The organism is Pseudomonas sp. CFBP13509, from assembly GCF_005233485.1.
Taxonomy (GTDB): Bacteria; Pseudomonadota; Gammaproteobacteria; order Pseudomonadales; family Pseudomonadaceae; genus Aquipseudomonas; species Aquipseudomonas marginalis.
Map to the genome: position 1 here is coordinate 49,673 of NZ_QGAA01000022.1, position 25,117 is coordinate 74,789.

Annotated in this window: 22 protein-coding genes and 2 pseudogenes; 13 read left to right on the plus strand and 11 right to left on the minus strand. The window is 61.8% G+C overall.

The genetic code is table 11. The features are described from left to right. Positions 1-147: 147 nt before the first annotated feature. From PspCFBP13509_RS27010 to PspCFBP13509_RS27030, 5 genes are all read left to right on the plus strand, one after another. Positions 148-1,134 (plus strand): diaminopimelate epimerase, encoded by a 987-nt coding sequence (locus PspCFBP13509_RS27010; protein ID WP_065947066.1) that lies wholly within the window; start codon positions 148-150, stop codon positions 1,132-1,134. 310 nt (positions 1,135-1,444) lie between these two features. Continuing rightward, the gene (locus PspCFBP13509_RS27015; RefSeq protein WP_137212939.1) at positions 1,445-3,463 is read left to right on the plus strand and encodes a type VI secretion system Vgr family protein; all 2,019 of its coding nucleotides are present in this window, start codon (positions 1,445-1,447) and stop codon (positions 3,461-3,463) included. Beyond that, a complete protein-coding gene (locus PspCFBP13509_RS27020; protein ID WP_137212940.1) occupies positions 3,463-4,299 on the plus strand; it encodes a DUF4123 domain-containing protein in 837 nt (278 codons plus the stop codon). The genes PspCFBP13509_RS27015 and PspCFBP13509_RS27020 overlap by 1 nt, the downstream gene beginning before the upstream one ends. Then, positions 4,292-5,074 (plus strand): hypothetical protein, encoded by a 783-nt coding sequence (locus tag PspCFBP13509_RS27025; RefSeq protein ID WP_065926930.1) that lies wholly within the window; start codon positions 4,292-4,294, stop codon positions 5,072-5,074. The genes PspCFBP13509_RS27020 and PspCFBP13509_RS27025 overlap by 8 nt, the downstream gene beginning before the upstream one ends. Positions 5,075-5,086: 12 nt before the next feature. Beyond that, positions 5,087-7,237: a lipase family protein gene (locus tag PspCFBP13509_RS27030; protein WP_137212941.1), complete on the plus strand. Its 2,151-nt coding sequence runs from the start codon at positions 5,087-5,089 to the stop codon at positions 7,235-7,237. 9 nt (positions 7,238-7,246) lie between these two features. Here the strand turns inward: PspCFBP13509_RS27030 and codA are convergent, their stop codons facing one another. The 6 genes from codA to PspCFBP13509_RS27060 form a co-directional block, all read right to left on the minus strand. Further along, positions 7,247-8,482: a cytosine deaminase gene (codA, locus tag PspCFBP13509_RS27035; RefSeq protein WP_137212942.1), complete on the minus strand. Its 1,236-nt coding sequence runs from the start codon at positions 8,480-8,482 to the stop codon at positions 7,247-7,249. A gap of 27 nt (positions 8,483-8,509) precedes the next feature. Next, positions 8,510-9,715: a PucR family transcriptional regulator gene (locus PspCFBP13509_RS27040; protein WP_065926933.1), complete on the minus strand. Its 1,206-nt coding sequence runs from the start codon at positions 9,713-9,715 to the stop codon at positions 8,510-8,512. Next, positions 9,712-10,974 carry a cytosine permease gene (codB, locus tag PspCFBP13509_RS27045; protein WP_137212943.1) on the minus strand — a complete coding sequence of 421 codons (1,263 nt, stop codon included), beginning with the start codon at positions 10,972-10,974 and terminating at the stop codon, positions 9,712-9,714. Before codB ends, PspCFBP13509_RS27040 begins: the two co-directional genes overlap by 4 nt. 190 nt (positions 10,975-11,164) lie before the next feature. Further along, the gene (locus tag PspCFBP13509_RS27050; RefSeq protein ID WP_027603137.1) at positions 11,165-11,788 is read right to left on the minus strand and encodes an NUDIX hydrolase; all 624 of its coding nucleotides are present in this window, start codon (positions 11,786-11,788) and stop codon (positions 11,165-11,167) included. Positions 11,789-11,884: 96 nt separating this feature from the next. Next, positions 11,885-12,241, minus strand: coding sequence for a 6-carboxytetrahydropterin synthase QueD (queD, locus tag PspCFBP13509_RS27055; RefSeq protein WP_074845290.1), 357 nt, complete (start codon positions 12,239-12,241; stop codon positions 11,885-11,887). A gap of 76 nt (positions 12,242-12,317) precedes the next feature. Next, positions 12,318-13,397 carry a hypothetical protein gene (locus PspCFBP13509_RS27060; protein ID WP_074845293.1) on the minus strand — a complete coding sequence of 360 codons (1,080 nt, stop codon included), beginning with the start codon at positions 13,395-13,397 and terminating at the stop codon, positions 12,318-12,320. 194 nt (positions 13,398-13,591) lie between these two features. Between PspCFBP13509_RS27060 and PspCFBP13509_RS27065 the strand changes: the two genes are divergently transcribed. From PspCFBP13509_RS27065 to PspCFBP13509_RS27080, 4 genes are read left to right on the plus strand one after another with little or no spacing between them, the layout of a single operon-like run. Next, positions 13,592-13,894 (plus strand): PepSY domain-containing protein, encoded by a 303-nt coding sequence (locus tag PspCFBP13509_RS27065; protein ID WP_065926937.1) that lies wholly within the window; start codon positions 13,592-13,594, stop codon positions 13,892-13,894. Continuing rightward, positions 13,894-14,205 carry a PepSY domain-containing protein gene (locus PspCFBP13509_RS27070; RefSeq protein WP_027603140.1) on the plus strand — a complete coding sequence of 104 codons (312 nt, stop codon included), beginning with the start codon at positions 13,894-13,896 and terminating at the stop codon, positions 14,203-14,205. Before PspCFBP13509_RS27065 ends, PspCFBP13509_RS27070 begins: the two co-directional genes overlap by 1 nt. Next, positions 14,205-14,873 carry a response regulator transcription factor gene (locus PspCFBP13509_RS27075; protein ID WP_065926938.1) on the plus strand — a complete coding sequence of 223 codons (669 nt, stop codon included), beginning with the start codon at positions 14,205-14,207 and terminating at the stop codon, positions 14,871-14,873. Before PspCFBP13509_RS27070 ends, PspCFBP13509_RS27075 begins: the two co-directional genes overlap by 1 nt. Continuing rightward, positions 14,870-16,189 (plus strand): sensor histidine kinase, encoded by a 1,320-nt coding sequence (locus tag PspCFBP13509_RS27080; protein WP_137212944.1) that lies wholly within the window; start codon positions 14,870-14,872, stop codon positions 16,187-16,189. The genes PspCFBP13509_RS27075 and PspCFBP13509_RS27080 overlap by 4 nt, the downstream gene beginning before the upstream one ends. Before the next feature lie 322 nt (positions 16,190-16,511). Here PspCFBP13509_RS27080 and PspCFBP13509_RS32285 read toward each other — a convergent pair whose 3' ends face one another. Together PspCFBP13509_RS32285 and PspCFBP13509_RS32290 are read right to left on the minus strand one after the other, a co-directional pair. Beyond that, entirely contained in the window at positions 16,512-17,267 is a 756-nt protein-coding gene (locus tag PspCFBP13509_RS32285) for a methyl-accepting chemotaxis protein (protein ID WP_446730750.1), read from the minus strand. A 102-nt stretch (positions 17,268-17,369) separates the two neighbouring features. Next, a pseudogene (locus PspCFBP13509_RS32290) lies at positions 17,370-18,659 on the minus strand (HAMP domain-containing protein); the annotation flags it as partial. Between the two features lie 238 nt (positions 18,660-18,897). Here PspCFBP13509_RS32290 and PspCFBP13509_RS27090 point away from each other — a divergent pair. The 3 genes and pseudogenes from PspCFBP13509_RS27090 to PspCFBP13509_RS32300 all read left to right on the plus strand — a co-directional run bounded on the left by PspCFBP13509_RS27090 (position 18,898) and on the right by PspCFBP13509_RS32300 (position 21,958). Further along, positions 18,898-20,217: a Na+/H+ antiporter family protein gene (locus tag PspCFBP13509_RS27090; RefSeq protein ID WP_161985740.1), complete on the plus strand. Its 1,320-nt coding sequence runs from the start codon at positions 18,898-18,900 to the stop codon at positions 20,215-20,217. A 61-nt stretch (positions 20,218-20,278) separates the two neighbouring features. Beyond that, a pseudogene (locus PspCFBP13509_RS32295) lies at positions 20,279-21,100 on the plus strand (cache domain-containing protein); the annotation flags it as partial. A 102-nt stretch (positions 21,101-21,202) separates the two neighbouring features. Further along, positions 21,203-21,958, plus strand: coding sequence for a methyl-accepting chemotaxis protein (locus PspCFBP13509_RS32300; RefSeq protein ID WP_370671271.1), 756 nt, complete (start codon positions 21,203-21,205; stop codon positions 21,956-21,958). Here PspCFBP13509_RS32300 and trhP read toward each other — a convergent pair. Further along, positions 21,955-23,274 carry a prephenate-dependent tRNA uridine(34) hydroxylase TrhP gene (trhP, locus tag PspCFBP13509_RS27100; protein ID WP_065926943.1) on the minus strand — a complete coding sequence of 440 codons (1,320 nt, stop codon included), beginning with the start codon at positions 23,272-23,274 and terminating at the stop codon, positions 21,955-21,957. The two genes, PspCFBP13509_RS32300 and trhP, sit on opposite strands and share 4 nt — an antisense overlap. Before the next feature lie 161 nt (positions 23,275-23,435). Between trhP and PspCFBP13509_RS27105 the strand changes: the two genes are divergently transcribed. Further along, positions 23,436-24,503: an AI-2E family transporter gene (locus tag PspCFBP13509_RS27105; RefSeq protein WP_027603150.1), complete on the plus strand. Its 1,068-nt coding sequence runs from the start codon at positions 23,436-23,438 to the stop codon at positions 24,501-24,503. 17 nt (positions 24,504-24,520) lie between these two features. Here PspCFBP13509_RS27105 and PspCFBP13509_RS27110 read toward each other — a convergent pair whose 3' ends face one another. Together PspCFBP13509_RS27110 and PspCFBP13509_RS27115 are read right to left on the minus strand one after the other, a co-directional pair. Next, positions 24,521-24,700: a hypothetical protein gene (locus tag PspCFBP13509_RS27110; RefSeq protein ID WP_065926944.1), complete on the minus strand. Its 180-nt coding sequence runs from the start codon at positions 24,698-24,700 to the stop codon at positions 24,521-24,523. 91 nt (positions 24,701-24,791) lie between these two features. Beyond that, positions 24,792-24,986 carry a hypothetical protein gene (locus PspCFBP13509_RS27115; protein ID WP_027603152.1) on the minus strand — a complete coding sequence of 65 codons (195 nt, stop codon included), beginning with the start codon at positions 24,984-24,986 and terminating at the stop codon, positions 24,792-24,794. Positions 24,987-25,117: the final 131 nt, after the last annotated feature.

Sequence of the window (25,117 nt, forward strand, 5' to 3'; positions counted from 1 at the left end):
GGAGCTGGTGAACCCCCGGGTTTTCACGGTGGATTACCACCTTCCAGGCCGCCTCCCACACACCCTGCATTGTGTAATACGCTGCTGGTCCAACCCTGTAGGCAACCGAGCGGACGCACCGATGAAGATTGCAAGGCAAGTGGCGCCATGACCCAGTTCTATGACGCACGTGGCAACATTTACGGGGTCGCCAGCCCGGCGTTCCTACGACAGCGGGGTATCGAGGTGCCCGACAGCGCGGCGCAGGCCGCGAGGACTCGCGAGGCTTGGGCTGCATCGGCCATAAGGTCTGAATGCGAGTGGGGCTCGACGCCGCGCCCGGCCAATGCCAAGGCCCACCGCTGCGATGGCTTGCTGGTGGGCCCGTTCCAGGCCGAGCCGCCGTTTGACCTGTTGATCGTGAACACCGACGGCTCCCTGGCCGAGCGCAGTGGCAATGGGTTGACGATTTTTGCCCAGGCGCTTACTGACCAGGGCTTGATGACCGAGGCCTGTGATTTGCGCGTGCATCATGACCAGCCTGACGGGGTGTCGCCGTTGGTGACTCGGGTCGAACCTGCCATCTATGAGCACCGCTCTGGATTCTGGCTGGCATTGGGGTTGCCCGGGTTCGGGCCGTCGGCCGTGGGTGCTCAGGGGGTTGAGCAGGTGTTCCAAGGCGACATTGAACTGAGCCATGTGAAGGCGTTGGCGGCAATCAACCCACAGTGGGCGCACAGTCAGTTTGTGCGTGTGGGCAATCCTCATTGTGTGACCCTGGTCGAACACATGTCAGCCTTGCCGGACAATCTGCAGATGCAACAGCCAGCGCTGTTCGAACCGTTGCAGGCGATTGCCTTCGCCCCCCCGGCAGGAAGCGGCGAGCCATGCTTGGCCGGAGTCAATTTGCAATGGGTCGCCAGGCAATCCGGCAACCGGGTGGTTGCCCGGGTGTTCGAGCGGGGAGAGGGCCCCACGGCGTCCTCCGGCACCAGCGCCAGTGCCGTGGCCTGTGCGGCGTGGCGAGCGGGTTGGGTTGAGGGAGGTGAAGTCGCGGTGGTGATGCCGGGTGGCACTGCGCCGGTACGTTTGCACACCCAGGTCGATACGCTGCTGAGCGTCAGTCTGTTCGGGACTGCACGGCCTCGGACATGAAGTCTTTTGAGCAGTTGACGCCCTGAGTGGGTGTCAGCTGTTTCGCTATTAATTAATTGATCAGATAAAAGTTGGTGTAGGGCATTTCTTATGTTTGAGAAGTGGCTCATTGACTTGATTTATTATTTTGTAAAAGACACTTCAATCTCAGTCGTACGAAACTTCTTTTTTATTTTTTGGGGGCCGATTTTTTCCTGGAAACGCTAAGCTTCAAGGCGTTCAGGCGCTTTTCCTCGGCAACTTATTTCATGTTTGGCGGGGGAGGTATCTCAGTCCGGTAATAACTATCGATATTGGCGGGTAACAACGGATGGTTAACGCGTTTGTTTCGTCACGTTTCAAATTAATCCTTCCAGGCATAAAGACTGACTTTCAAGTACTGGCGTTCAACGGTCAGGAGGTGCTTGATCAGCCGTTTTTCATCCAGGTGCAGGTGGTCAGCGAAAACCCTTCACTGGACCTGGAGTCACTGCTCCACCAGCCTGCCTACCTGGTTTTTGGCGATGCCAATGAAGGCCTGCACGGGCAGGTTTACGCGATTGGCCGCGATGATCCCGGGCGGCGGCTCACCCGTTATCACCTGACGTTGGCGCCGCATCTCGCCTACCTTGCCCATCGACGCGACCAGCGGATTTTCCAGCAGCGCAGTGTTCCGCAGATCATCGCGGCAGTCCTCGAACACCACGGCATCCTGGCCGACCGCTATGCCTTTGAGTTGGGGCCGGTGGTCTACCCGCCGCGGACGTTCTGCGTGCAATACGCGGAAACCGACCTGCATTTCATCCAGCGGCTGTGTGAAGAGGAGGGCATTCACTACCACTTCCGTCACAGCGAGCACCAGCATGTGCTGGTGTTTGGCGACGACCAGACCGTGTTCCACCGCCTGCCTGCGCAGCGTTATTCAGCTGCCGGCGGGCCGCTGGCCGAGACACGGGTTATCCAGCGTTTCGACGTACGCCTGGCGACCCGCAGCCAGCAAACGGTGCGTCGTGATCATGACTTCGAGCATCCGTCCTTATGTCTGCAAGACAGCGCGGGTTCTGCCTCAGCGCAACCCCTTGAGGACTACCGCTACCCGGCTGGATTTACCGGCCATGCACGGGGCGCGCGCCTGGCTCGCAGGGGGTTGGAGCGCCTTCAGATCGGCGGATATCGGGCATTGGGCAGGAGCGACCAAGCGGTGCTGCGCAGTGGGCATTTTCTTGAGCTGCGCGGCCATCCGGATCCGGCCTGCAATGATTTATGGTTGATCACTTCGGTCCGTCACGAGGGTTATCAACCGCAGGTGCTGGAGGATGGGACAGGTGAGGTGGATGCATTCCAGGGGTATCGCAACCGTTTCACCGCGACACCCTGGAGTGCGCCGTATCGACCCCCTCTCAAGCACCCCAAGCCGACCATCCACGGCACCCAGACCGCCACGGTGACCGGGCCTGCCGGCGAGGAGGTGCATTGCGATGCATACGGCCGGGTAAAAGTACGGTTTCACTGGGACCGACTGGACAAGAGCGATGACACAAGCAGTTGTTGGGTGCGGGTGGCATCGGGTTGGGCCGGAGACGGGTTTGGCGCAACGATGATCCCGCGGGTGGGCATGGAAGTGCTGGTGACGTTCCTGGAGGGCGACCCGGACCAACCATTGATCAACGGTTGCCTGGCCAATGCGTTGCACATGCCGACCTATTCCTTGCCGCAACACAAGACCCGCAGCGTCTTGCGCAGTCGCAGCGCCCCGGGCGGAGGCGGCGGCAACGAATTGCACCTGGAAGACCGCCGTGGCAAGGAGCTCATCTACCTTCGTGCCCAGCGGGACCTGGAGCAGCAGGTGGGGCATGACAGTCGCCTGGAAGTGGCCGGTGAGCGGCGTGAAATCATTCGAGGGTTAAGTACGGCGCACCTGGAAAGCGAGGAGCATCGTCACGTCACCGGTGACCGCAAGGTTGTGCTCAAGGCCAGCGATCATCTGGACGTGCAGGGCGACAGCCGGACCTATGTCGGGCAAACCCTGGTGATTGAAGCCGGGCAACAGGTGCACCTCAAGGCCGGCGCCAGCCTGGTGCTCGACGCGGGCGTACAACTGAGTTTCAAGGCCGGCGGAGAGCACCTGGTGATCCAGGCAGGCGGCATTTTCAGCAGTCGGCCCATCACCCTCGGTGGAACCCCGTCCGCGACCGGGTCTGCGAACGCCCTGTTGGTTGCGCAGAGCCCGAAAATCTCCGCCACACAGGGCGCCATCATGCACTTGGCCAGGCAACTGGATGCGGACTTCTGCCCGCTATGCGAGGACTGCCGCGAAGGCCTCTGCACTGTCGGCGGGAGGGCAGCCTGATGGAAAACCTTCCAAGCCGATGGATGAGCCAACAGCAACAGGCGGGGCACAGGCTGTGCCTGATGCTTGAGGGGAATAACGCAGCGTGCCAGCCAATGTTGGCGGCACGCGGTTTTCCGGCGTACTGCCACCTCTACGCACAAACCCCACTGGCGGAAATGGCCACGGCTGGCCCCGTGATCCTGTTGCTGGATCAGGTAGGGGAGCCCGCGTTGCTCGATCTTCTGCAAGAACCAGAGATGAATTGGGGCTGGCTGGGCAGCTTGCCAGACGCGGACCTGACGGACATGTCCCGGCATTGGCGCGACCGGCTGCTGGTCGGACCGGAGAATAACCGGACGCTGTACCGCCTTCACGACAATCGTACGTTGGCGCGCGCACTGAACCATCTGGGCCTTGAACACTGGCCAGCATTCCTCGGCCCACTGATCAGTGTGTGCTACTGGCATGAAGGCAGTTGGCACTGTGGTGACAACCCTGCCCCCGGTGACTATCCGGTGCCCGAGCCAGCTCCTTGGCTGAACACGCCCAACCCGAATGCCAGCGCCATCCTGCACGCCAATATCCTGCGTTACCTGCTGGCTGAACACAGTGAAGATCTGGCGGCATTGGTTGAATTCCAAGACCCCAGGGTCTGGCTGACCCAAGTGTTGGAACAGGCTCGCAGTTGGCGATGGAGCCAGCCGGAACAGCTGGAGTTTCTGGTCGTGCGACGGCTGGAAGAGGCCACTCGCAGCAGTTGGATTCATTGGCAGCCGACGGTTGGAGAAACACCGCAGGATCACTTTGAACGAGTTAAGCAGCAGTGGCTCATGTTGGAGAACAAGGATGAGTAAGCGTGTATGGGGCGTGCTGCTTGCGCTGGCGATGGCGGGACTTTCGGGATGTGCGATGAAGCCGGTTGATCGCTTTACGTTGGAGGTGGATTTACCGGCGGAGTTTAAACTTAAAACTGCCGCCAACTATGGGCCTGCAACAGGTGAGACCTGCACCTTGCCAAGGCGCCGAGGCAAGAGGCCGGAGCGGAAGGTCTTTTTTACCGAGTACAAGCCGGTGGCGAGTCGTGCGAGTTATGAGTTGCCTCTGAGTGAGACGGTACAGGGGTGTCCGTTGGTGCTGCGAAGTGTGGATTTTGATCTTTATGCGAAGTGGGGCAAGCGGGATTCGGACGTTGGGGGGGATATAGGGGGGATTTCCATTCGGGATCTTCTGGAGGGGGATCGGCCAGGAATGCCGGAGTCGGGAGTTAAGGAGCTGTCTTGGCAGTGTCAGTGGTTGTTTCGGACTGCAGGGCGGAAGCACGTAATCATAAAGGTCCTTAAATGTGGATATTTGAGTGACAGTGGGGCGCTATCTAACGCTGGTACGAGAGGTGGTTTGCTGCGAGATGAACTGGGAGGACAAAAGGTACTGATAAAAGTAGGACTCAATCCCGAAGAGCGACCTTACATGGGCGATAACTGGATTCGTTTTCCTGGTGGGTGGAAGCGTTGTCTAGGGACGGATTTTGATGATCTTTATGCGTTCTGTAACGGGAATACTACCGACTTCAAGCCCATCACAATGCCCGATGGGCGTATATGCGACATCTATCCAACTTGTACTGAATAAGGATATCCAGGCATGACGATGGAAGAATGGAAGCACCCTTTTTTTGATGAAAGTATGCCTGCTTGCGCATTGCATGGAGGTTGGCTGAGTTTTTGTCTGGTGGATGAATCAGGTGATGGGAAAGCCTATGGAGGGCTTAGATATGAGGTTGTTGACAGCGCAGGGCAGCGGTACAAAGGCCATTTGAATGGAGAAGGGTTTGCACGGTTGGAGGGGCAGTGTCGCGGTCCTGTCGTGCTGGTTTTAGATGCTCCATATGAGGCGGGGAGGGGCTACTATTCAACATTGCAGCAGCGAGACAGCTATCCATTACCGATCACCGATCTTCAAGTGCGAGCTGAACAAACCCGTTTTTCAAGCGTCGATGGTCGGCGAACTGAAAGCAATCCAGGACGACAGAGCTCAGATCGGTTTTACCAAGTTGAAGTAAGCGATCTGGTTCGCCATATCGCCCATCTTCCCCCCGTGGAAAAAACACCCCACCGCCCCCAGCGCCACGCATTAAAAATGATGGCCGACCTGGGCTTTGGCCCGCCCCAGCCAACCTTATCGGGTATCGTGCTGTTCCCAAGCCAGCATACCGTTCTCGAAGTCCGACCGCTGCGAGCCTTGCGCCCGATGCTCTCCACTGAAGATGAGTTCTGTGCTTTGAACCTGTATCAGTTGGCTTTGTTTGCAGCGTTGAGTTACTGCGATTTTGGGCAGGAACCCTCAAAGAAACCCGTTGATAAAGTCCATTTCCCGCTGGACCCCAGCGTTGGGAATCTGTTTGGCAAGCAACTGTCTGGATACCGTGAAGCCTGGCGAGTTGATCCCGAGCAAACCCGGCGATTTTTCCCTCTTTATGAAGATGTCCCTTATTCCAGGCGCTTCGAAATCCTGCCCTTCGACCCTGAGTTGTACCTGCAAAATCGCCCGGAGTTGGGCGAAAAACAGGAACATCCCGCAAGCTTGCACTTCTTTGATGACGAAAAAGACGGCACTGACACCCAGGCGTTCATCACCCATCACGATGAGGTGATCCTGATTTCAGTGCGCGGAACGTTCAGCACGGCCGACGCACTACGGGATGCAAACGCCCATCAGGTTGCATTCGCCGACGGGGTCGGCAAGGCACACGAAGGTTTCTATCAGGCTTACCGGGCTGTGCGTGACTTCGTACTGCGTTACCTCAGTCAATTTCACATAGGCCAACGAATAGTCATTTGCGGTCATAGCTTGGGCGGCGCAATTGCGTTGTTACTGGCAGAAGCGTTACGTCGTATTCCTGAGCGTAACTACAACATCCTCCTCTACACCTACGGCGCCCCCCGCGCCGCCGATGCCGAGTTCACTGCCGGCGCTTCCACGTTGGTCCACCACCGCATCGTCAACCACAACGACCCGGTCCCCAGCGTCCCGGCCCCTTGGATGAACACCACCGCCAAACTCTGGATCCCCGGTGCCGTCACGCTATTCAGCGCCCCCACGGCCGGGGGCCTGTTGTTCGCCGCCGGCCTGGTGCGTATTGGCGGCAACCCCTACCAACACCACGGCGATCAACAGCACTTCATGCCGATCATGCTCCCGGACGGTACGCATTCGTCCGTGCTGTGGAAGCCGGGCTGCGAGTCCATTGAAGAAGCCGGCCGCAACCGGGCATGGCCAACGCGCGGTGACATGCCCGATCGCGAAGGCCTGATCAAACAGTTGGTGCAATACAAGCAGCATTTCATGACCGCCAGCTACATCCCGGCCGCCTGGGCGACGTTGCGTCGCTGGCAACAAGCGGTGGATAGCAACGGTCCTCTGGTGACCCAACGGGAGTTTGAACTGCTCGACCACGCCCTTGCGACCATGCGCAAGCAACTGCAAGACAAGCGGCGTGAACTGGCTCGACAGCGCCCGGCCAACGACCGTGCCTATGAATACCATGAGCCGCTGAACGCTGAGATCGACCGCCTGCACACCAGTCGCGAACGCCTGCAAACCCTGCGCTGGCGTCGTCTCGACGCGCGTGATGTCTACGGCAGCCATAGCCACTCCTCCAACCTGCAACCCAGTCTCAAGCGCTGGTTCCGCCATCGTGAAAATCAGGCGTTGCCTCAGGTCGCGAGCATCCCTCCCGCTGCGCAGAGTGAGCTGGGGAGGGCACAGCCGCTGGATCTCGACTCAATCGTCTGACCTGGGTGCTTAGACAAACTCTACCTGCGCCGGCTGGCGTTTCATCAACACCTTGCCGTGGCGAATCGAGTACAGCGGCAGCCCTTGGCTGCGAATCACCTCGTAGTCGCTGTCGGCCGAGAGGATCAGCAGGTTGGCTGGGCGCCCGGCTTCTAGGCCGTAACGGTCACCCAGGGCCATGGCCTTGGCGCTGTTGTCGGTCACCAGGTCGAGGGCGCTTTGCAGGTTGCGGTAGCCGAGCATATGGCAGATGTGCAAACCGGCTTCCAGCACGCGCAGGATGTTGCCGTTGCCCAGCGGGTACCAGGGATCGACGATGGAGTCCTGGCCAAAGCATACGTTCATGCCGGCCTCCAGCAGCTCGTTGACCCGGGTGACACCACGGCGTTTCGGGAAGCTGTCGAAGCGACCCTGCAGGTGGATGCTTTCGGTGGGACAAGAGACGAAGCTGATCCCGGAGTGCCCCAGCAGGCGGAACAGTTTGGCGCAGTAGGCATTGTCGTAGGAACCCATGGCCGTGGTGTGGCTGGCGGTGACGCGGGCCCCCATGTCGCGGCTGCGGGCTTCTTCGGCAAGTACTTCGAGGAAGCGTGAGTGCGGGTCGTCGGTCTCGTCGCAGTGCACATCCACCAGGCAGCCGGTGCGTTCGGCCAGGTCCATCAGGAACTTCACCGAACTCACGCCTTGGTCGCGGGTGTATTCAAAGTGGGGGATGCCGCCGATCACATCGGCGCCCAGGTGAATAGCTTCTTCCATCAGTTCGCGGCCGTTGCGGTATGACTCGATGCCTTCCTGGGGAAATGCGACGATTTGCAGGTCGATCAGGTGCGTGCTTTCTTCGCGCACTTGCAGCATGGCCTTGAGCGCCGTGAGGTCGGCGTCGGTGACATCGACATGGGTGCGTACATGCTGGATGCCGTGGGCGGCGAGGGACTGGATGGTTTTTTTGGCGCGGGTCCTGGTGTCTTCCTCGGTGATGGTGGCCTTGCGTTCACCCCAGCACTCGATGCCTTCGAACAGGGTGCCGCTCATGTTCCAGCGTGGTTCGCCGGCGGTGAGGGTGGCATCGAGGTGAATGTGCGGTTCGACGAAGGGCGGTATCACCAGGTTGCCGGCTGCGTCCAGGTCATTGGGCCCCACTGCCGGCGCTGTTGTGTGTGGGGTGATGCTGGCGATCCGGCCGTGTTCCAGGTGCAGATCATGCAGGCCTTCACGGTTGCGCAGGCGGGCGTTGATGATGTGCATGGGCAAGTTCCTCTTGGCTAAAAACAATCAGGCAGACAGCCGCCAGATCATCAGGGCGATGCCGATGTCCAGGCGGTCATAAGCGTTATCCAGTGTCAGACCGCACAGGGCTTCGATGCGCTGGACACGGTGTGTCAGGGTATTGCGGTGCAAGGCCAGGCGCTGGGCGGCAGCCACAAGGTTACCATTCTCGTGAAACCAGGCTTCCAGGGTCGGCATCAGGCTGGGCCCGTGGTGCAGGTCGTGACGCAGCAGCGGGCCCAGGCGTTCATTGAGGAACTGGTCGAGCAGGGCGCGATCACGCACACCGCTGAGCAGCTTGAGCACGCCCAGTTCGTCATACACGCACAGCCCGGCACGCTCGCTGAAGCGTCGTGCCGCCACCAATGCCTGGCGTGCTTCGTCCTGCGCCTGGGCCAGGCGCGCGGGTGGGTGTGCAGCGGCGCTCAGGCCGATAAACAATTTCAGCGGCGCCAGGCGCAGGTTGAGCGGGTTCAGCCAGTTGGCCAGTTGCTGGCGGTTGGCCAAGGCCGTGACGGCATCCGGTGCCGGCAGCAGCAGGGTCCATTGTCCGGCGCGCCCCAGTACCGGCAGTACCGCCGATAATTGACGCAAGCGCCGACTGATACCGTCGTGTTGCCGCGCCAGCTGTGCCTCCACCTGTGCCGCGTCACCCTGGGCAAACAGCAACTCACTGCCTTCCAATTGCAGTTGGGCGACCTGCCAATGCCCGGCCAGTGGCATATTCAATTGCACGGCCCGATGCAGCAGCAAATCCAGGGATTGATAATCCCCGCTCAGCAAGCGCTCCAGCACGTCGTGCCGCGAGCGTCCCAGTTGCTCGGACTGGATCAGCGCCGAACCAATCGCCTGGGTCACCAGTACCATTTTCAGCGAGTAGGGCTGTTCGATCAGCGGCATGCCGGCGGTTTCGGCGGCGTCGAGCAAGCGCTGGGGAATTGCCTGGATATACGCCGCTCCCGTCAGGATCACCAACCCGGCCACTTGGCGCTGGCAGGCTTCGTCCAGCAGTTGCAGGAGGTTGGCCTCATCCCGTGGGTGGTTGATGCCGGTGACGAACACCAATTCACCGCCCAGCACCCACTCGGCGATCCCACTGTTTTCCGCCACATAAGGCCAACGCACGACGTTATCCAGGGCGGCAGCGCCGGCGCGCAGGCGCATGGATTCCAGTCCCGGCAACGCCAGTACATCCGCAATGGTCAGGCTCATGCCCGGGCATCAGCCAAAGGCACGCGCAGCACGGCGGTGAGCGCGACGTAGGTCAGCGACGCGGCAGCGATGCCCACCAACGGCGCGATCCACGGCGAGTTGAACGCCAGCACGGTACCCACTGCGTACGCCACCAGCCCGGCCCAGTTGAAGGCTGGCAGGCGCGCATCCGCCAGGCGCGGGTAGTGGCCGCGCCAGCGGTAGAAGAAGTCCGCCATGATCACCCCGCCAATCGGCGGAATCACCGTGCCCAGCAGGATCAGGTACGGCACCAGCATGTCGTACATACCCAGCAACGCCAGCAAGGTGCCGATCACCGCACCCGCCAAGGTCACGGTTTTGCGCCGCTTGGTGCGCAGCAGGTTGCAGCCGGCCACGGCGAAGTTGTAGATGGTGTTGTCCTGGGTGCTCCAGATATTGAGCAGTAACATGGCCATTGCCGCCATGGCAAAGCCTTGCAGCAGCAACACTTCGACCACGTCGGGCTGTTGGTAGACGATCGCGCCATAGGCGCCGATCAGCACCATCAAACCATTGCCGATAAAGAACCCGATCAGGCTGGCCAGCACCGCGACCTTGGCCGAGCGGGAAAACCGCGTCCAGTTGGTGGCCTGGGTGGCGCCGCTGACGAACGTGCCGAACACCAGGGTGATCGCCGTGGACAAATCCAGCTCGCCGGTCGGCACCACCGCCAGCAGCCCATCCAGCCCGCCGACTTTCACCGTGGCGACCCACATCGACAGCAACAGCAACAGGCCCATGGCTGGCACCGCGATGTAGGAAAGAATCTCCAGCCCGCGATAGCCCACGTAGGCCGTGGCGCAAAACACCAGGCCGAACAGCACCATCAACGCCAGCACGCTGCCCTGGCTCAGCTCGAAATACTTGCCCAGCACCACGGCCGCCGTGGCGGTGCCCCAGGCGTACCAGCCGATCTGGGTGAACCCGAGGATCAAGTCACTGAGCTTGCTGCCCACCTCGCCAAAGCAGAAGCGGCCCATCAACACCGAGTTCAACCCGCTCTTGAACGCGATGTAACCCAGGCCTGCGGCGTAGATACCCAACAGCAGGTTACCCAAGGCCACCACGCCGAGCATCTCGGTGAAACTGAACGCCACCCCGAGCTTGCCGCCGGCAAACATGGTCGCGGTAAAAAAGGTAAAGCCCAGCAGCACCATGGCGGTCGACGCCAGGCCTTTGCGCGCATGCATGGGGACTTCGCTTAAGGGGTAATCGTTGCCCGGTTCTTGCTGCGTCATGTGCGTGCTCCCTGAATGAGTGACGCAGGCCTGTTGCACCGGGCGTGCCAAATCACCGGCAGTGACAGGCGCACGGTTGTCGCTGTGCACTGTGCACAGTATTTATAGCCAAACAGGCGGGGAACGCAGGCGGGAGTGTTCGTTGTGCCCAGTCGGGCACGAAAGCGGTGCAGCAGTGATACAAATTGGATCAGTCGAACAGCGTCTGCGTGGTCTCGCCGCGATGAAAGGCGAACGCCGCCTCCAGATCACTTTCGATGGTGCGCCCACGGGACAGCGGCGGCAGCTCGTCCAGGCTGAAAAAGCCCACCTCGGTGGTCTCGAACCCGGCCACCGGCGCCAGTTGATCCACCCGTTCACACAGGAAATACAACTTGTAGAAATCCCGCACATCCGGCCGGTACAGCCCCTTGGCCTTGTGGGTGACGCTATACAGTGCCCGCGCAGTAACGCTCAGCCCGGCTTCCTCGCGAATTTCCTTGATGATGTTTTCCGCCGCCGACAACCCGATATCGGCATAACCACCGGGCAGCGCCCAGCAACCGTCGGTGGCCTCGCGCACCAGCAGAATCCGCTCACCCTCGATCACCGCGCCACGTACGTCGATCATCGGCGTCGAATAGCGCTGGGCGAAATCCGACACCAGCCCGGTGATGCGCTCCAGCGGCACGTTGCCCAGCTGTGCCAGCATGCTGTGGGCAATCTCGGCGATTTCTTCCAGGCGTTCGCGCTCGAAATCATCGGTGCAAAAGTGCAGCCCCGTGGAGGCCAATGCTTGCAAGCGTTTGGCCTGGGCCAGCCAGGTAGTTTCCATGGACATCTCCTCGGTCGCGAAGAAGGGCAAGGGTGGAAGGGTGCTACGGGAGGCACAAAAAAACCACCGCAAGGGTGGTTTTTTAACAGCGCAGGTTTACTCGCCGCGATAGATGCAGCCACTGGTGCAGGTCTCGTGGATGCGGATCGCACTGAGCTCCGGCAGCAGCGGCTTGAGTTCAGTCCAGATCCACTTGGTCAGCACTTCGCTGGTGGGGTTTTCCAGGCCTGGGATGTCATTGAGGTAGTTGTGGTCGAGGCGTTCGTAGAGCGGCTTGAAAATCGCCTTGATCTCCGAGAAGTCACGAATCCAGCCGGTATGGGGATCCAGGTCGCCGCTCAGGTGGATCGCCACCTTGAACGAATGCCCATGCAGGCGCCCGCACTTGTGGCCTTCCGGTACGTGGGGCAGGCGGTGGGCGGACTCGAAGGTAAACTCTTTGAAGATTTCCACAGTATTTTCAGCTCGGTCAGGTATCTGGCAGGCGGCGAGTTTAACAGCTTGATCCCATGCCGCGCATACCGCTGGGTCAAAGCGCCTGCAAGCGCTCGCCCAGGCCACCGTTATCGGCCAGCTGCAGAAACTCATCCCCCAGCCGCCGGCTCTCGCTCATCGCGGTTTGCCAGTACTTGTTGCGGCTCGGGTCGTCGCCCATGAAGCGCTTGAAGTCGCTGCGGTCCGGCAGTTTGCAGTGGGGCAGGCGGGCCAGGTAGTCCCTGGACGGCGCCAGCAGCAACACATCCTGCAAGCCTTGTGGGTTGCTGCGCCGCCATGGCAGGCCCTTGTCGAACCAGCCGGGGATGACCCGGTCGGTGAAGTGCGGGTACAGCACGATGTCGTCGCCGTGGTAGGGCAGGTCGAGGTGGTAGTCCAGCAGGCCGCCGTCGCGGTAAGTGCCGGTGCCGGCTCCGGGCAGGTCGCGCACGCCTTGCATCACCATGGGGATCGACCCGGACGCCAGCAGCGCCTGGCGCAGGTTACCCATGTCCAGCTCAAGAAAGCGCGATGGAAAATCCTTCAGCGGGTGCACCGGCGGTGCCTGGCGCGGGTCGTGGATGATCAGCCGCTCGAAATGCCGCGCCAGCCGCGCACGGCCGCGCAGGTTGTCGGCAATCACCGATGACAGGCCCAAACCCAGGCGCCCACGGTGGTCATCGGCGAGCAGGCCGTGGCTCTTGACCACCATGATGTTCAGCCGGTAGTCGGGGTTGTCCAGCACCCGTGCATCGCGGCCGGCCAGCAGGTCGTCGAGCATGCGCTGGCAGCTGCGGCTGACTTCGGCCATGGTCACGCCTTTGGCAAAGCGTTGTTCGTTGTACAGGCGGCCGAGGTCCAGCAGGCCTTGCACCGGGTCGGGCAGGCAGGCGCTGGCAAACCGCCAGGAACCGATCGATGCGCCGATCAACGCCCGCTCCCGCGGTGCGCGCGGCAGCCAGTCGCCGAACAGCGCCAGGTCCAGGCCCTGGATCCCCAGCGCCTTGGGGCCGCCGGCCGCACCGGGAAGGATGCCGACATCCGCAGGCTTGAAACCCTGTTCGCGAATGTGCGCAAAGGCGCGTTTGCCGGCCTTGAGGGTCAGGGCGGGGAACTTGATATGGATGGCTGTCATACCGGTCTCTGTTGAAGCGAGGTGTAGGCGCAAGCGTGCTCGCGAAAAACGTTAACGATACCGCGTGAGTCCTGAATAAACATCGTAGCCCGTCGCGCCTGCTGGAAATTGCCATGGTGGCAATTCAGTTTCAGTTAAGTTGCAGCCGCTACCGTGGCCGGCGTAGGAAAAACATCGTGTAACGGAGACTCATCATGAAACGCCTCACTGCTCTGGTCGCCGCCGCTATCATCGCCTCCACGGCGACTCAGGCCGGAGCCGTGGACCCCGACAAACCACTGATCGTGCCCGCCACTGTTACAATTGTCGCTTTCGACCAGCTCGAAGCCACAGCCCAGGCCCTGCACCCCGGTTCAACGCTGTTGGACACCGACCTGGACGAGGCTTACGGCAAGTATGTCTATGAAGTCGAACTGCAAGATGCCGACGGCATTGAATGGGAGGTCGAATTGGACGCGCTTACCGGGCAGGTTCTCAAGAATCATCAGGATACGTAATGAAGGTAAATTTACGCGCCGGCAGTCGAGTGGCGTTGGTGCTGGTGGTGTTCTGCTCAGGCTTGCAGGCCCGCGACCTCAACCAGGACGAAGCCTTGGCGCTGCGCCAGCAGGGGGTGATCCTGCCTCTGGAGCAACTGTTGCAGCAGGCCATGGCGCGGTATCCCGGCTCGCGCCTGCTGGAAGCCGAGCTTGAGAAAAAGCACGGCCAATATGCCTACGAAGTGGAACTGGTGACCACCGACGGCGTGGTGCGCGAGATCAAACTCGACGCCACCAACGGTGTACTGATCAAAGATGAGGAAGACTGATGCGCCTGCTCCTGGTGGAAGACAACGTACCCCTGGCCGATGAACTGCTGGCCGGCCTGCAGCGCCAGGGTTATGCCGTCGACTGGCTGGCCGACGGCCGTGACGCCGCGTATCAGGGCCGCAGCGAACCCTACGACCTGATCATCCTCGACCTCGGCCTGCCCGGTTTGCCCGGCCTTGAGGTGCTGGCGCAATGGCGCGCCGCCGCGCTGACCACCCCGGTGTTGATCCTCACCGCCCGCGACTCCTGGGCCGAGCGCATCGAAGGGCTCAAGGCCGGTGCCGACGATTACCTGAGCAAACCGTTTCACCCCGAAGAGCTGCACCTGCGCATCCAGGCGCTGTTGCGCCGCTCCCACGGGCAGGCCAACCAACCCACCTTGCAAGCTGCCGGCCTGCACCTGGACGAAGGCCGCCAGTGCGTGCTGCGCGATGGCGACGAGATCCAACTGACCGCCGCAGAATTTCGCCTGTTGCGCTACTTCATGCTGCACCCCGAACAGATCCTCTCGAAAAGCCACCTGGCCGAGCACCTGTACGACGGCGAGACCGAGCGCGACTCCAACGTGCTGGAAGTGCACGTCAACCACCTGCGCCGCAAACTCGGCCGCAGCGTGATCGAAACCCGGCGGGGCCAGGGTTACCGCTTTGGCGCCAGCCCTGCATGAAGTCGATTCAGCGCCGCCTGAGCCTGGGCCTGATCAGCGTGATGGTGATCGTCGGCGTGGTACTGGCGCAAACCAGCCTGTGGTTGTTCGAGGCCGGTTTGCAACGCTACCTGGAAGCGGGGTTGCGCAACGATGCCGAGAACCTGCTGGTCGCCCTGGTACGCGGGCCCAACGGTGTGCAACTGGATGAGCAGCGCCTGTCGCCGGCCTACCAGCGGCCGTTTTCCGGGCATTATTTCCGTATCGATTTTGCCGACACTCACTGGCGCTCCCGTTCGCTGTGGGACCAGGAATTGCCCCGACTGCCCGAGGCCGGGCTCAAGGGCAACCTGCAATTGGGGCCCGAAGGCCAGCAATTGCTGGTGCTGCGTTCGGACTACAAGCGCTTTGGCCAATCGATTTCCATCAGCGTGGCCCAGGACTACACCCCGGTGCGGGAAAGTTTTCGCCTGATGCGTCGGATCGGCCTGGTGCTGGGGCTGGCGGCACTGCTGCTGGTGTTGTTTTTGCAGCGAGTCACCGTACGTCGCGCCTTGCGCCCGCTGGAAAACGCGCGTAACCAGATCGCCCAACTGCAACAAGGCCAACGCTCGCAACTCGACACCCAGGTGCCGCTGGAACTGGAACCACTGGTCGCCCAGATCAACCACCTGCTGGCCCACACCGAAGACAGTCTCAAACGTTCGCGCAATGCCCTCGGCAACCTTGGGCATGCGCTGAAAACCCCGCTGGCGGTGCTGTTGAGCGCCGCCTCGAGCGAGGCGCTCAAGGATCACCCCGAACTGAGCAAACTGCTGCGCGAACAATTGGAGCAGGTGCAACAACGCCTCAACCGTGAACTCAATCGCGCCCGGCTGGCCGGCGAAACCCTGCCGGGTGCCTTGTTCGACTGTGAACAAGAACTGCCCGGCCTGCTCGCCACGTTGAACATGATCCATGGCGAACACCTGGACCTCAGTTACCACGTCGCGCCGGGTCTGCAACTGCCCTGGGACCGCGAAGACCTGCTGGAGCTGCTCGGCAACCTGCTGGACAACGCCTGCAAATGGGCGGATGCGGAGGTGCGCGTGAGCGTCAGCGAGACGCCGCATGCTTACCTGCTGGCGGTGGAAGATGACGGTCCCGGGATTCCCGAGGCCCAGCGTGACCAGGTCTTCAGCCGCGGTGCACGCCTGGACGAACAGATCGACGGCCATGGCCTGGGGCTGGGGATCGTGCGCGACATTGTCGAGGTGTGGGGCGGGGTGTTGCAGTTGCAGGAGAGCGAGCTGGGCGGGCTCAAGGCACTGATCGAATTGCCACGCCGCCAGATCTGAAAACACCCCCGTAGATACCGTCTTATCCAACACCGCGCAAATCCGCAGCTGCCGAGCGCAAGCGAGGCTGCGTCAGGCGCGCTGCCGACTCAAGCTCGAGCCGCGGCCGACGCAGCCTCGCTTGCGCTCGACAGCTGCTACGAAAACCAATCCACCTCACGGCCCCACCCCCGTAGCAGCTGCCGAGCGCAAGCGAGGCTGCGTCGGCCGCACTGCCGATTCAAGCTCGAGTCGCGGCCGACGCAGCCTCGCCAAGGCTCGGCAGCTGCTACGGATGTGTGTGGTGTTGGATAAGACGGTATCCACGCGTAGGAGCGATCACTCAGACGCGGAACTGGTCCATCAACCCCTGCTGCTGATTGGCCAGGCTGTTCAACGCCTGGCTCACCCGCGCCGACTCATTGGCCTGTTCCGACAACGACTCGGTCACATCGCGAATGGTCGCCACATTGTGGTTGATCTCTTCGGCCACCGCGCTTTGTTCTTCGGCAGCGCTGGCGATTTGCAGGTTCATGTCGCTGATCACCGTGACCGCATCGCCGATCTGGCGCAGGGAGGTAACGGCCTCGCCGACCTGTTCGACACTGCCCTGGGCCTGGCGATAGCTGTTGCCCATGGAGCCGACGACCTCTTCGGTACCGCTCTGCAATTGCTCGATCACCAGGCGGGTTTCCTCCACCGACTCCTGGGTCCGCCGTGCCAGGTTGCGTACCTCGTCGGCGACCACGGCAAACCCCCGGCCGGCCTCACCGGCGCGGGCGGCTTCGATTGCCGCGTTGAGCGCCAGCAGGTTGGTTTGCTCGGCGATGCCGCGAATCACTTCGAGCACGGAGCCGATCTTCTCACTGTTGGCAGACAGGCCTTCGACCTGGGCCATGGCGGTGCTCATATCGGCCGCCAGTTGGCCGATGTTGGTGGTGGTGCGGTCGATCACTGTCAGGCCGTCGCGGGTAGCCTGGTCGGCATCCCGCGCGGCCTGGGCCGCCTGGGCGGCGCTGCGGGCCACGTCCTGGGCGGTGGCGCTCATTTCGTGGGAGGCGGTGGCCACCTGGTCGACCTGGCGGTACTGCTGCTCCATGCCGGCGCTGGTTTGCGTCGCAATCGCGGCGGACTGGTCGGCGGTGCCACGGGCGTCCTGCACCGAGCGTTTGACTTCGGCAATGATGGGTTGCAGCTTGTCGAGGAAACGGTTGAACCAGCCGGCGAGCTGGCCCAGTTCGTCCTGTTTGTCATACGCCAGGCGGCGGGTCAGGTCGCCTTCGCCGCTGGCGATGTCTTCAAGCATATGGGCCACGCCGAGGATCGGTCGGGTCACGCTGCGGGCCATCAGCCAGACCAGGATCAGGCCGATCACGGCAGCCAGCAGGCCCAAGCCCAGTTCCAGCAGGGTGCCGCGGGTATTATCGGCGTCCATCTGGGTCTTCAGTGCTTCAGCCGGCCCCACCAGGACTTTTTCCGGTACATCCAGCAACACCCCCCATGGCTTGCCGTCGGGAATCGGCGCGAACGGCGCCAGCACCTTGAGTTGATGGTCGGTGCGCAGACTGCGGGTCTGTGTCCCGCCGGCCAGGGCGCTGATCAATTGCGCGCCGCTTTGCGTATCGACCTGATCCAGGCGTTTGCTCAACTGGCTGGCGTCCGCGCTGTAGCCGGCAAGCAAACCGGTGGGGCTGAGGATACTGACCTGGGTCTGGCCGTCATACAGCTTCTGGCTGGCCTGCTGGCTCACGGCCTGCAGGCTGTTGAGGTTGATGTCCACCGACAGCGAAGCGATCACCTTGCCATTGACCGTCAACGGAAACACGATGCTGGTCATCAGCACGTTTTGCCCGTCGATCACATAAAAGTACGGTTCGATCACACACGGCTTGAAGGTGCTGCGCGGGCAGGTGAACCAGGCGTTGGCCGGTTCGCCGCTGGGGCCGACGCGGGTGTCGGACATGTCGCTTTCCGGCAGTGCCATCGATGTCAGCGTGCCCGGCGTCGGCTGCGACCAGTACAGGGCGAAGCGGCCCTTGTCGTTGCTGCCCAGTTCGGCCTGGTCGGCAAACAACTCATCCTTGCCATCCAGCGCATTGGCTTCGAATACCAGGGACAGCCCCAGCAGTTCCGGGTTGGCCTGCAGGGCGGCCTTGACCTGGCGGGTCAGGTCTTCGCGGGTGTCGAAGGCGTCGAGGAAGCGTTTTTCGGCTTGCTCACGCAGGAACAGGACCTGGCGGGAAAACCCGTGCCCATATTGATAGGCGTCCATGAATTGCCGGCGGATGCCCGCGGCCTGCACCTCACCTTGGGCCTCGATGCGAGCCTGGGCCGCTTCATCGAGCATCTGCATGCTGGAAGCCTTGACCTGCTCGGAACTCTGCGCCATGCGGTACAACGACAAACCCACCAGCAGGGTCACGATCCCCAGCAGGCACAGGCCGGCGAGCAGGGTGATTTTCCATTGAATGGAGAGCTGTCTGAGGGACATCGGTACATCCTTACCTGAAAACACATAGAGCACGGTTATCGGCCGATCTGGAATTTTCTTTATTCAAACGATCAATTTAAACCTGAAAGCGGCGTCGCTTTTTGACATGTGGCGCGACCTGCTGCACAGTGCGCGCCCTCTAATAAGACCTCCTTCAAGCCTGCACGCCGGCTGCCATCCGATGGCCGCCCGGGCGCGGGCATGCCTGTTTTGTATGTTTCTGCTTGAGGTAACCATGATTAACGCAGTCATCGCCGCGGTCGGCACCATGCTGGTGCTCAGCCTGTCCCGCGTGCATGTGGTCATCGCCATTATTGTCGGCGCCCTGGTGGGCGGCCTGACCGGTGGCCTGGGCATCGAGGCCACGCTCAAGGCGTTCAACGGTGGCTTGGGAGGGGGGGCGACCGTGGCCTTGTCCTACGCCTTGCTCGGCGCTTTCGCCGTGGCGATTGCCAAGTCCGGCCTGGCCCACGCCCTGGCGGACAGGGCCTTGCTGCTGGTCGACCGTCAGCAAGCCAGCGGCGGCAACCACGTCAAATGGCTGCTGATCGGCCTGCTGTGGGTGGTCGCGATTGCGTCGCAGAACATCCTGCCGATCCATATCGCGTTTATCCCGTTGCTGGTGCCGCCCCTGTTGTATGTGCTGACCAAATTGCAGTTGGACCGCCGCCTGATCGCCTGCGTGATGACCTTCGGCCTGATCACGCCGTACATGTTCCTGCCGGTGGGCTTCGGCAATATCTTCCTCAACCAGATCCTGCTGGCCAACGTGGCCAAGAGCGGCGTGGACATCAGCCAGGTCAACGTCACCCACGCCATGAGCCTGCCGGCGCTGGGCATGGTGGTCGGGCTGCTGGTGGCGGTGTTTATCAGCTACCGCAAGAAGCGCGTGTATGACCTGGAGAAAATCGAGCGGGTCGAGCAAGTGGCGGTGCAGTACAACCCGCTGACCCTGGCGGTGGCGGGCCTGGCGATTGCCTCGGCGTTCATCATCCAGTTGTGGCTGGACTCCATGATTATCGGCGCCTTGGCCGGGTTCCTGATCTTCTCGGTCTCGGGCATCGTGCGCTGGCGCGACACCGACGACCTGTTTACCGAAGGCATGAAGATGATGGCGATGATCGGCTTCATCATGATCGCCTCGTCAGGCTTTGCCGAAGTGCTCAAGGCTACCGGCGACGTACGCTCGCTGGTGGAAACCTCGGCGGCGTTCATCGGCCATAGCCGTGGGGTGGGGGCGTTGTTGATGTTGCTGGTGGGGCTGCTGGTGACCATGGGCATCGGCTCGTCGTTTTCCACAGTACCGATCCTGGCGGCGATTTTCGTGCCGCTGTGTGTGCAACTGGGCTTCAGCCCGCTGGCCATCGTGTGCATCGTCGGCACCGCCGGGGCGCTGGGTGATGCCGGTTCGCCCGCCTCGGACTCCACCCTGGGCCCGACCTCCGGCCTGAATATCGACGGCCAGCATCACCATATCTGGGACACCGTGGTGCCGACGTTCCTGCACTACAACCTCCCATTGCTGGCGTTTGGCTGGTTGGCGGCGATGACGCTCTGATCTACAGATTCACCGGCGCTGGCCGATAACCTCTCAAGTCGCCCAATAAGAGAGAAAAGCCATGCGTCTGAGCCTGAAGGCCAAAGTCCTGTCCCTCGCCGTTGTGCCGGTGTTGCTGTTCGCCGTGGTCATCAGCCTGACCACCGTGTGGATACTCCAGGGCCAGGCGCGCAATGAGGTGGATGAAACCCGCCAGCGCCTGCTCAACAACGCCAAGGCCACCCTGCAAAGTTATGTGGAAGTGGCCATGACCACCATCAAGCCGCTCTATGACGCGGCCGCCCCCGGCGATACGGCGGCGCGGGCCGAGGTGGTCAAGCTGCTGTCCAACACCAGCTACGGCAAGGACGGTTACTTCTTCGGCTACGACTCCGAGACCATCCGCCTGTTCAAGGGCAACAGCCCCGACGGCGTGGGCAAGAGCTTCAAGGACAACCGTGATCCCAACGGTGTCTACGTCAACCGCGACCTGGTCAAGGTCGGCAAGGACGGCACCCACTACCTGCAATACAGCTCGACCCAGCCCGGCCAGACCGAACTGGTGCCCAAGATGGGCTACACCGAATACCTGCCCAAGTGGGACATGGTCATCGGTACCTCGGTGAACCTGGATGGCATCGAAGCCCAGGTGGCGGTGGTCGAAGCCAAAGTGAAAACGCGCATGGAAGGCGTGCTGCTGAGCATCCTCGGCGTGGCCGTGGTGGTGTTGCTGGTGATCGCCGCTGCCGGCATGCTGCTGGCCAACACCATTTTGCGCCCGCTGCATTTGATGAAAGCCAACCTCGACGACATTGCTGCCGGCGAAGGCGATTTGACCCGCCGCCTGGCCATCACCAGCCAGGACGAGCTGGGCGACCTGGCTGGTGCGTTCAACCGCTTTGTCGACAAGATCCATGGCCTGGTGCGCCAGATCACCGAGATGACCACCCAACTCACCGGCCTGGTCAGCCAGGTGTCCGACCAGGCCCAGCGTTCTGAGCAGGCCATGGAACGCCAGCGTCACGAGACCGACCAGGTGGCCACCGCCATCAATCAGATGTCCTCCGCAGCGCAAGAAGTGGCGCGCAGTGCCCAGGGCGCCTCCGTGGCCGCGCAACAGACCGACGCCGAAGGCCAGGCCGCCAAGCGCGTGGTGGACGGCAGCATCGCGCAGATCCATGCGCTGGTGAATGACATCCGCAGCAGCGGTGTGTCCCTCGACAGCCTGCAGCAGGACGTGTCGTCGATTGTCAGCGTGCTCGGCGTGATCCGCTCGATTGCCGAACAAACCAACCTGCTGGCCCTCAACGCGGCGATCGAGGCCGCGCGGGCAGGGGAGGCCGGGCGCGGTTTTGCCGTGGTCGCCGACGAGGTGCGCGCCCTGGCCAGCCGCACGCAAACCAGCACCCAGGAAATCCAGGGCATGATCGACCGCCTGCAAAAAGGCACCGAAGCGGCCGTGGATGCCATGCGCCGCTCCAGCGATGCCGGCGACGGCACCTCGGCTAAGGCCAACGAAGCCGGGGCGTCCCTGGACACCATGGCCCAGTTGATCGGCACCATCAACTCGATGAACGCGCAGATTGCCAGCGCTGCCGAAGAACAGACCGCCGTCGCCGAAGAGATCAACCGCAGCGTGCATCAGATTGCCGTGGCGGTGGACAGCGTGGCCGATGAAACCCAGTTGGGCGCCCAGACCTCGCGCAGTCTGGCGGACCTGGGCCAGCGGTTGGGGCAGTTGGTGGGGCAGTTCAGGATCTAGAGATCGCGCATCAACAACCCAAAGCGCAGATCCACCTGCGCTGGCAGGGGCACATACACCGTGTGCCCATCCCCCGGCGCCACTTCGATGGCTTCACCCTTGGCGTTGTGCAGACTGGACAGGTCAAAGTGAAAGTTGCCGGCGGGGGTCATCAATTCCAGATGATTGCCGACGGCAAAGCGGTTCTTCACCTTGACCTCGGCCAACTCGCCGCGGCGCTCGCCGGTCAATTCGCCAACAAACTGCTGGCGCTCGGACACTGAGCTGCCGTTCTGGTAATTCTGGTATTCGTCGTGCACGTGGCGGCGCAGGAAACCTTCGGTGTAGCCGCGTTGGGCCAGGGATTCCAGGTCGGTCATCAAGTTGCGGTCAAACGCACGGCCGGCCACGGCATCATCGATTGCCTGGCGGTACACCTGGGTCGTGCGGGCGCAGTAGAAATGCGATTTGGTGCGGCCTTCGATCTTCAGCGAATGCACGCCCATGTGGGTCAGGCGCTCCACATGCTGCACGGCGCGCAGGTCCTTGGCGTTCATGATGTAGGTGCCGTGTTCATCCTCGAAGGCGGGCATCTGTTCGTCGGGGCGGTTGGCTTCCTGCAGCAGGAACACCTGGTCGGTGGGCGCGCCGATCCCCAGTGTGGGTTCCGGTTGATACACCTGGACAATATCGCCCGTGGCGTTTTCCACCGCCGGGGTGGCCTGGTATTTCCAGCGGCAGGCATTGGTGCAGGTGCCCTGGTTGGCGTCACGCTTGTTCATGTAGCCCGAGAGCAGGCAGCGCCCGGAATAGGCCATGCACAAGGCACCGTGGACAAACACTTCCAGCTCCATGGCCGGCACCTGCTGGCGAATCTCGCCGATTTCTTCCAGGGACAGCTCCCGTGACAGGATCACCCGGCAAATCCCTTGCTGCTGCCAGAACTCCACGCTGGCCCAGTTCACCGTATTGGCCTGCACCGACAGATGGATCGGCATCATCGGGAAGTGTCGGCGCACCAGCATGATCAGGCCCGGGTCGGACATGATCAGCGCATCCGGGCCCATGGCGATCACCGGGGCGAGGTCCTTGAGGAAGGTCTTGAGCTTGGCATTGTGTGGCGCGATGTTCACCACCACGTAGAACCGCTTGCCCAGCGCGTGGGCTTCCTGGATGCCGAGCGCCAGGTTGGCGTGGTCGAACTCGTTGTTGCGCACCCGCAGGCTGTAGCGCGGCTGGCCGGCGTAGACTGCATCGGCGCCGTAGGCGAAGGCGTAGCGCATGTTTTTCAGGGTGCCGGCGGGGGCGAGCAGTTCGGGGGCAAGGACGAGAGGCATGGGGATCGGATCGCAAAAGGCCGCGAGCGTAGCCCAACATGTGCCGGGCTTTATTGATCTGGGTCTACGCTTACCGCAACAAAGATGGCACTCCCGGGATTTGCGGTGGACTAAGCAGCTGGACGCACACGCGCGGCCTGCTTTTCTGACATGGATCGGACATGAATCAAACCAACCTGCAATTCAAGACCCTGCTGCTACTGCTGGCCCTGGTGACCGTCGCCTTTATCTGGATATTGCTGCCGTTCTACGGTGCAGTGTTCTGGGCGGTGATCCTCGGCATCATCTTTGCGCCGATGCAGCGTCGCCTGCAGCAGCGCTTCGGCTGGAACCGCAACCTGACGTCCCTGGCCACCTTGATGGTGTGCCTGGTGATCGCGATCCTGCCGGTGATCATTACCAGCGCATTGCTGGTGCAAGAGGGCGCCACGCTGTACAAAAACGTCGAGAGTGGCAAGCTGGACGTGGCCGGCTATATCGAGCAGTTCAAGAACTTCCTGCCGCCGTACTTCCAGCACCTGCTGGACCGCTTCGGCATGGGCAACCTGGAAGGGCTGCGCGAGAAGATCGTCAAGAGCGCGATGCAGGGCAGCCAGTTCTTTGCGACCCAGGCGTTCAGCTTCGGTCAGGGCACGTTTGATTTCCTGGTGAGTTTTTTCATCATGCTGTACCTGCTGTTTTTCCTGCTGCGGGACGGCCCGGAACTGGTGCGCAAGGTCCGCACGGCGGTGCCGCTGGCCGAGCCGCAGAAGCGTCGGTTGCAGCTCAAGTTCAATCGGGTGGTGCGCGCCACGGTCAAGGGCAACGTGCTGGTGGCCGTGACCCAGGGGGCGCTGGGTGGTTTGATCTTCTGGTTCCTGGACATTCCCAGTGCGTTGCTGTGGGCGGTGTTGATGGCGTTTCTGTCACTGCTGCCGGCCGTGGGCGCGGGCATTGTGTGGGGGCCGGTGGCCGCCTACTTCCTGTTGAGCGGTTCGATCTGGCAGGGTGTGGTGCTGGGCCTGTTCGGCGTGTTTGTGATCGGCCTGGTGGACAACGTATTACGCCCGATCCTGGTGGGCAAGGACACCAAGATGCCGGACTACCTGATCCTGATCTCGACCCTGGGCGGCCTGTCGGTATTCGGCCTCAACGGATTTGTGATCGGGCCGCTGGTGGCGGCGTTGTTCATGTCCAGTTGGGCGTTGTTTGTCGAAAGCAAGCCGCGGGTCAAGTTGCCGTTGCCGTAGAGGGGCAGCTTCAAGCTTCAAGCTTCAAGTTTGTAGCTTGTAGCTTGTAACTGCTTCTCCGCTGCGTCTTTAGTCGTCAGCGGGCCGCTGATGGCTTCGCCGTCGCGCACCACGTACCAGCAAGCCAATAAACCCAGCTCTCGAAGCGGGGCAGGGACGGCGCTGCCGATGACGGACATGATTTGAACAGTGGGCATAAGGACCTCCAATCGCTATGGAGGTCACCTTACGGGGCACAGGCGCTCAGGAAAAATCATCTGGCTCGATAGTCGACATCAACAAAAGGCCTCAGTCGACCACTTGATCGAGCATGCTCACCACTTCCTGCTCATTAAGCAGGCCTTTGTGCACCAGGTTTTCCGCCAGCAGCGCGAGGAACTTGGCGCTGCGGTGGCCTTCCAGGTGCTTGAGCTCCGTGAGGGCGCTGTAGACCTTGCTGGACGTACACAGGCCAGCGGTGCGGTGCGGATTTTGTGTGGGCATGGTCAGTCGTCCTTGTTGTTATGGAGTGGACAGGATTGATAGTGGGAGTGTGTCGTGACACAAACATGACAGCGTGAGCCCCGTTCGGGCAAGTAGACTTTCGACCTTAATCATGTGGGATTGCAGCCCGG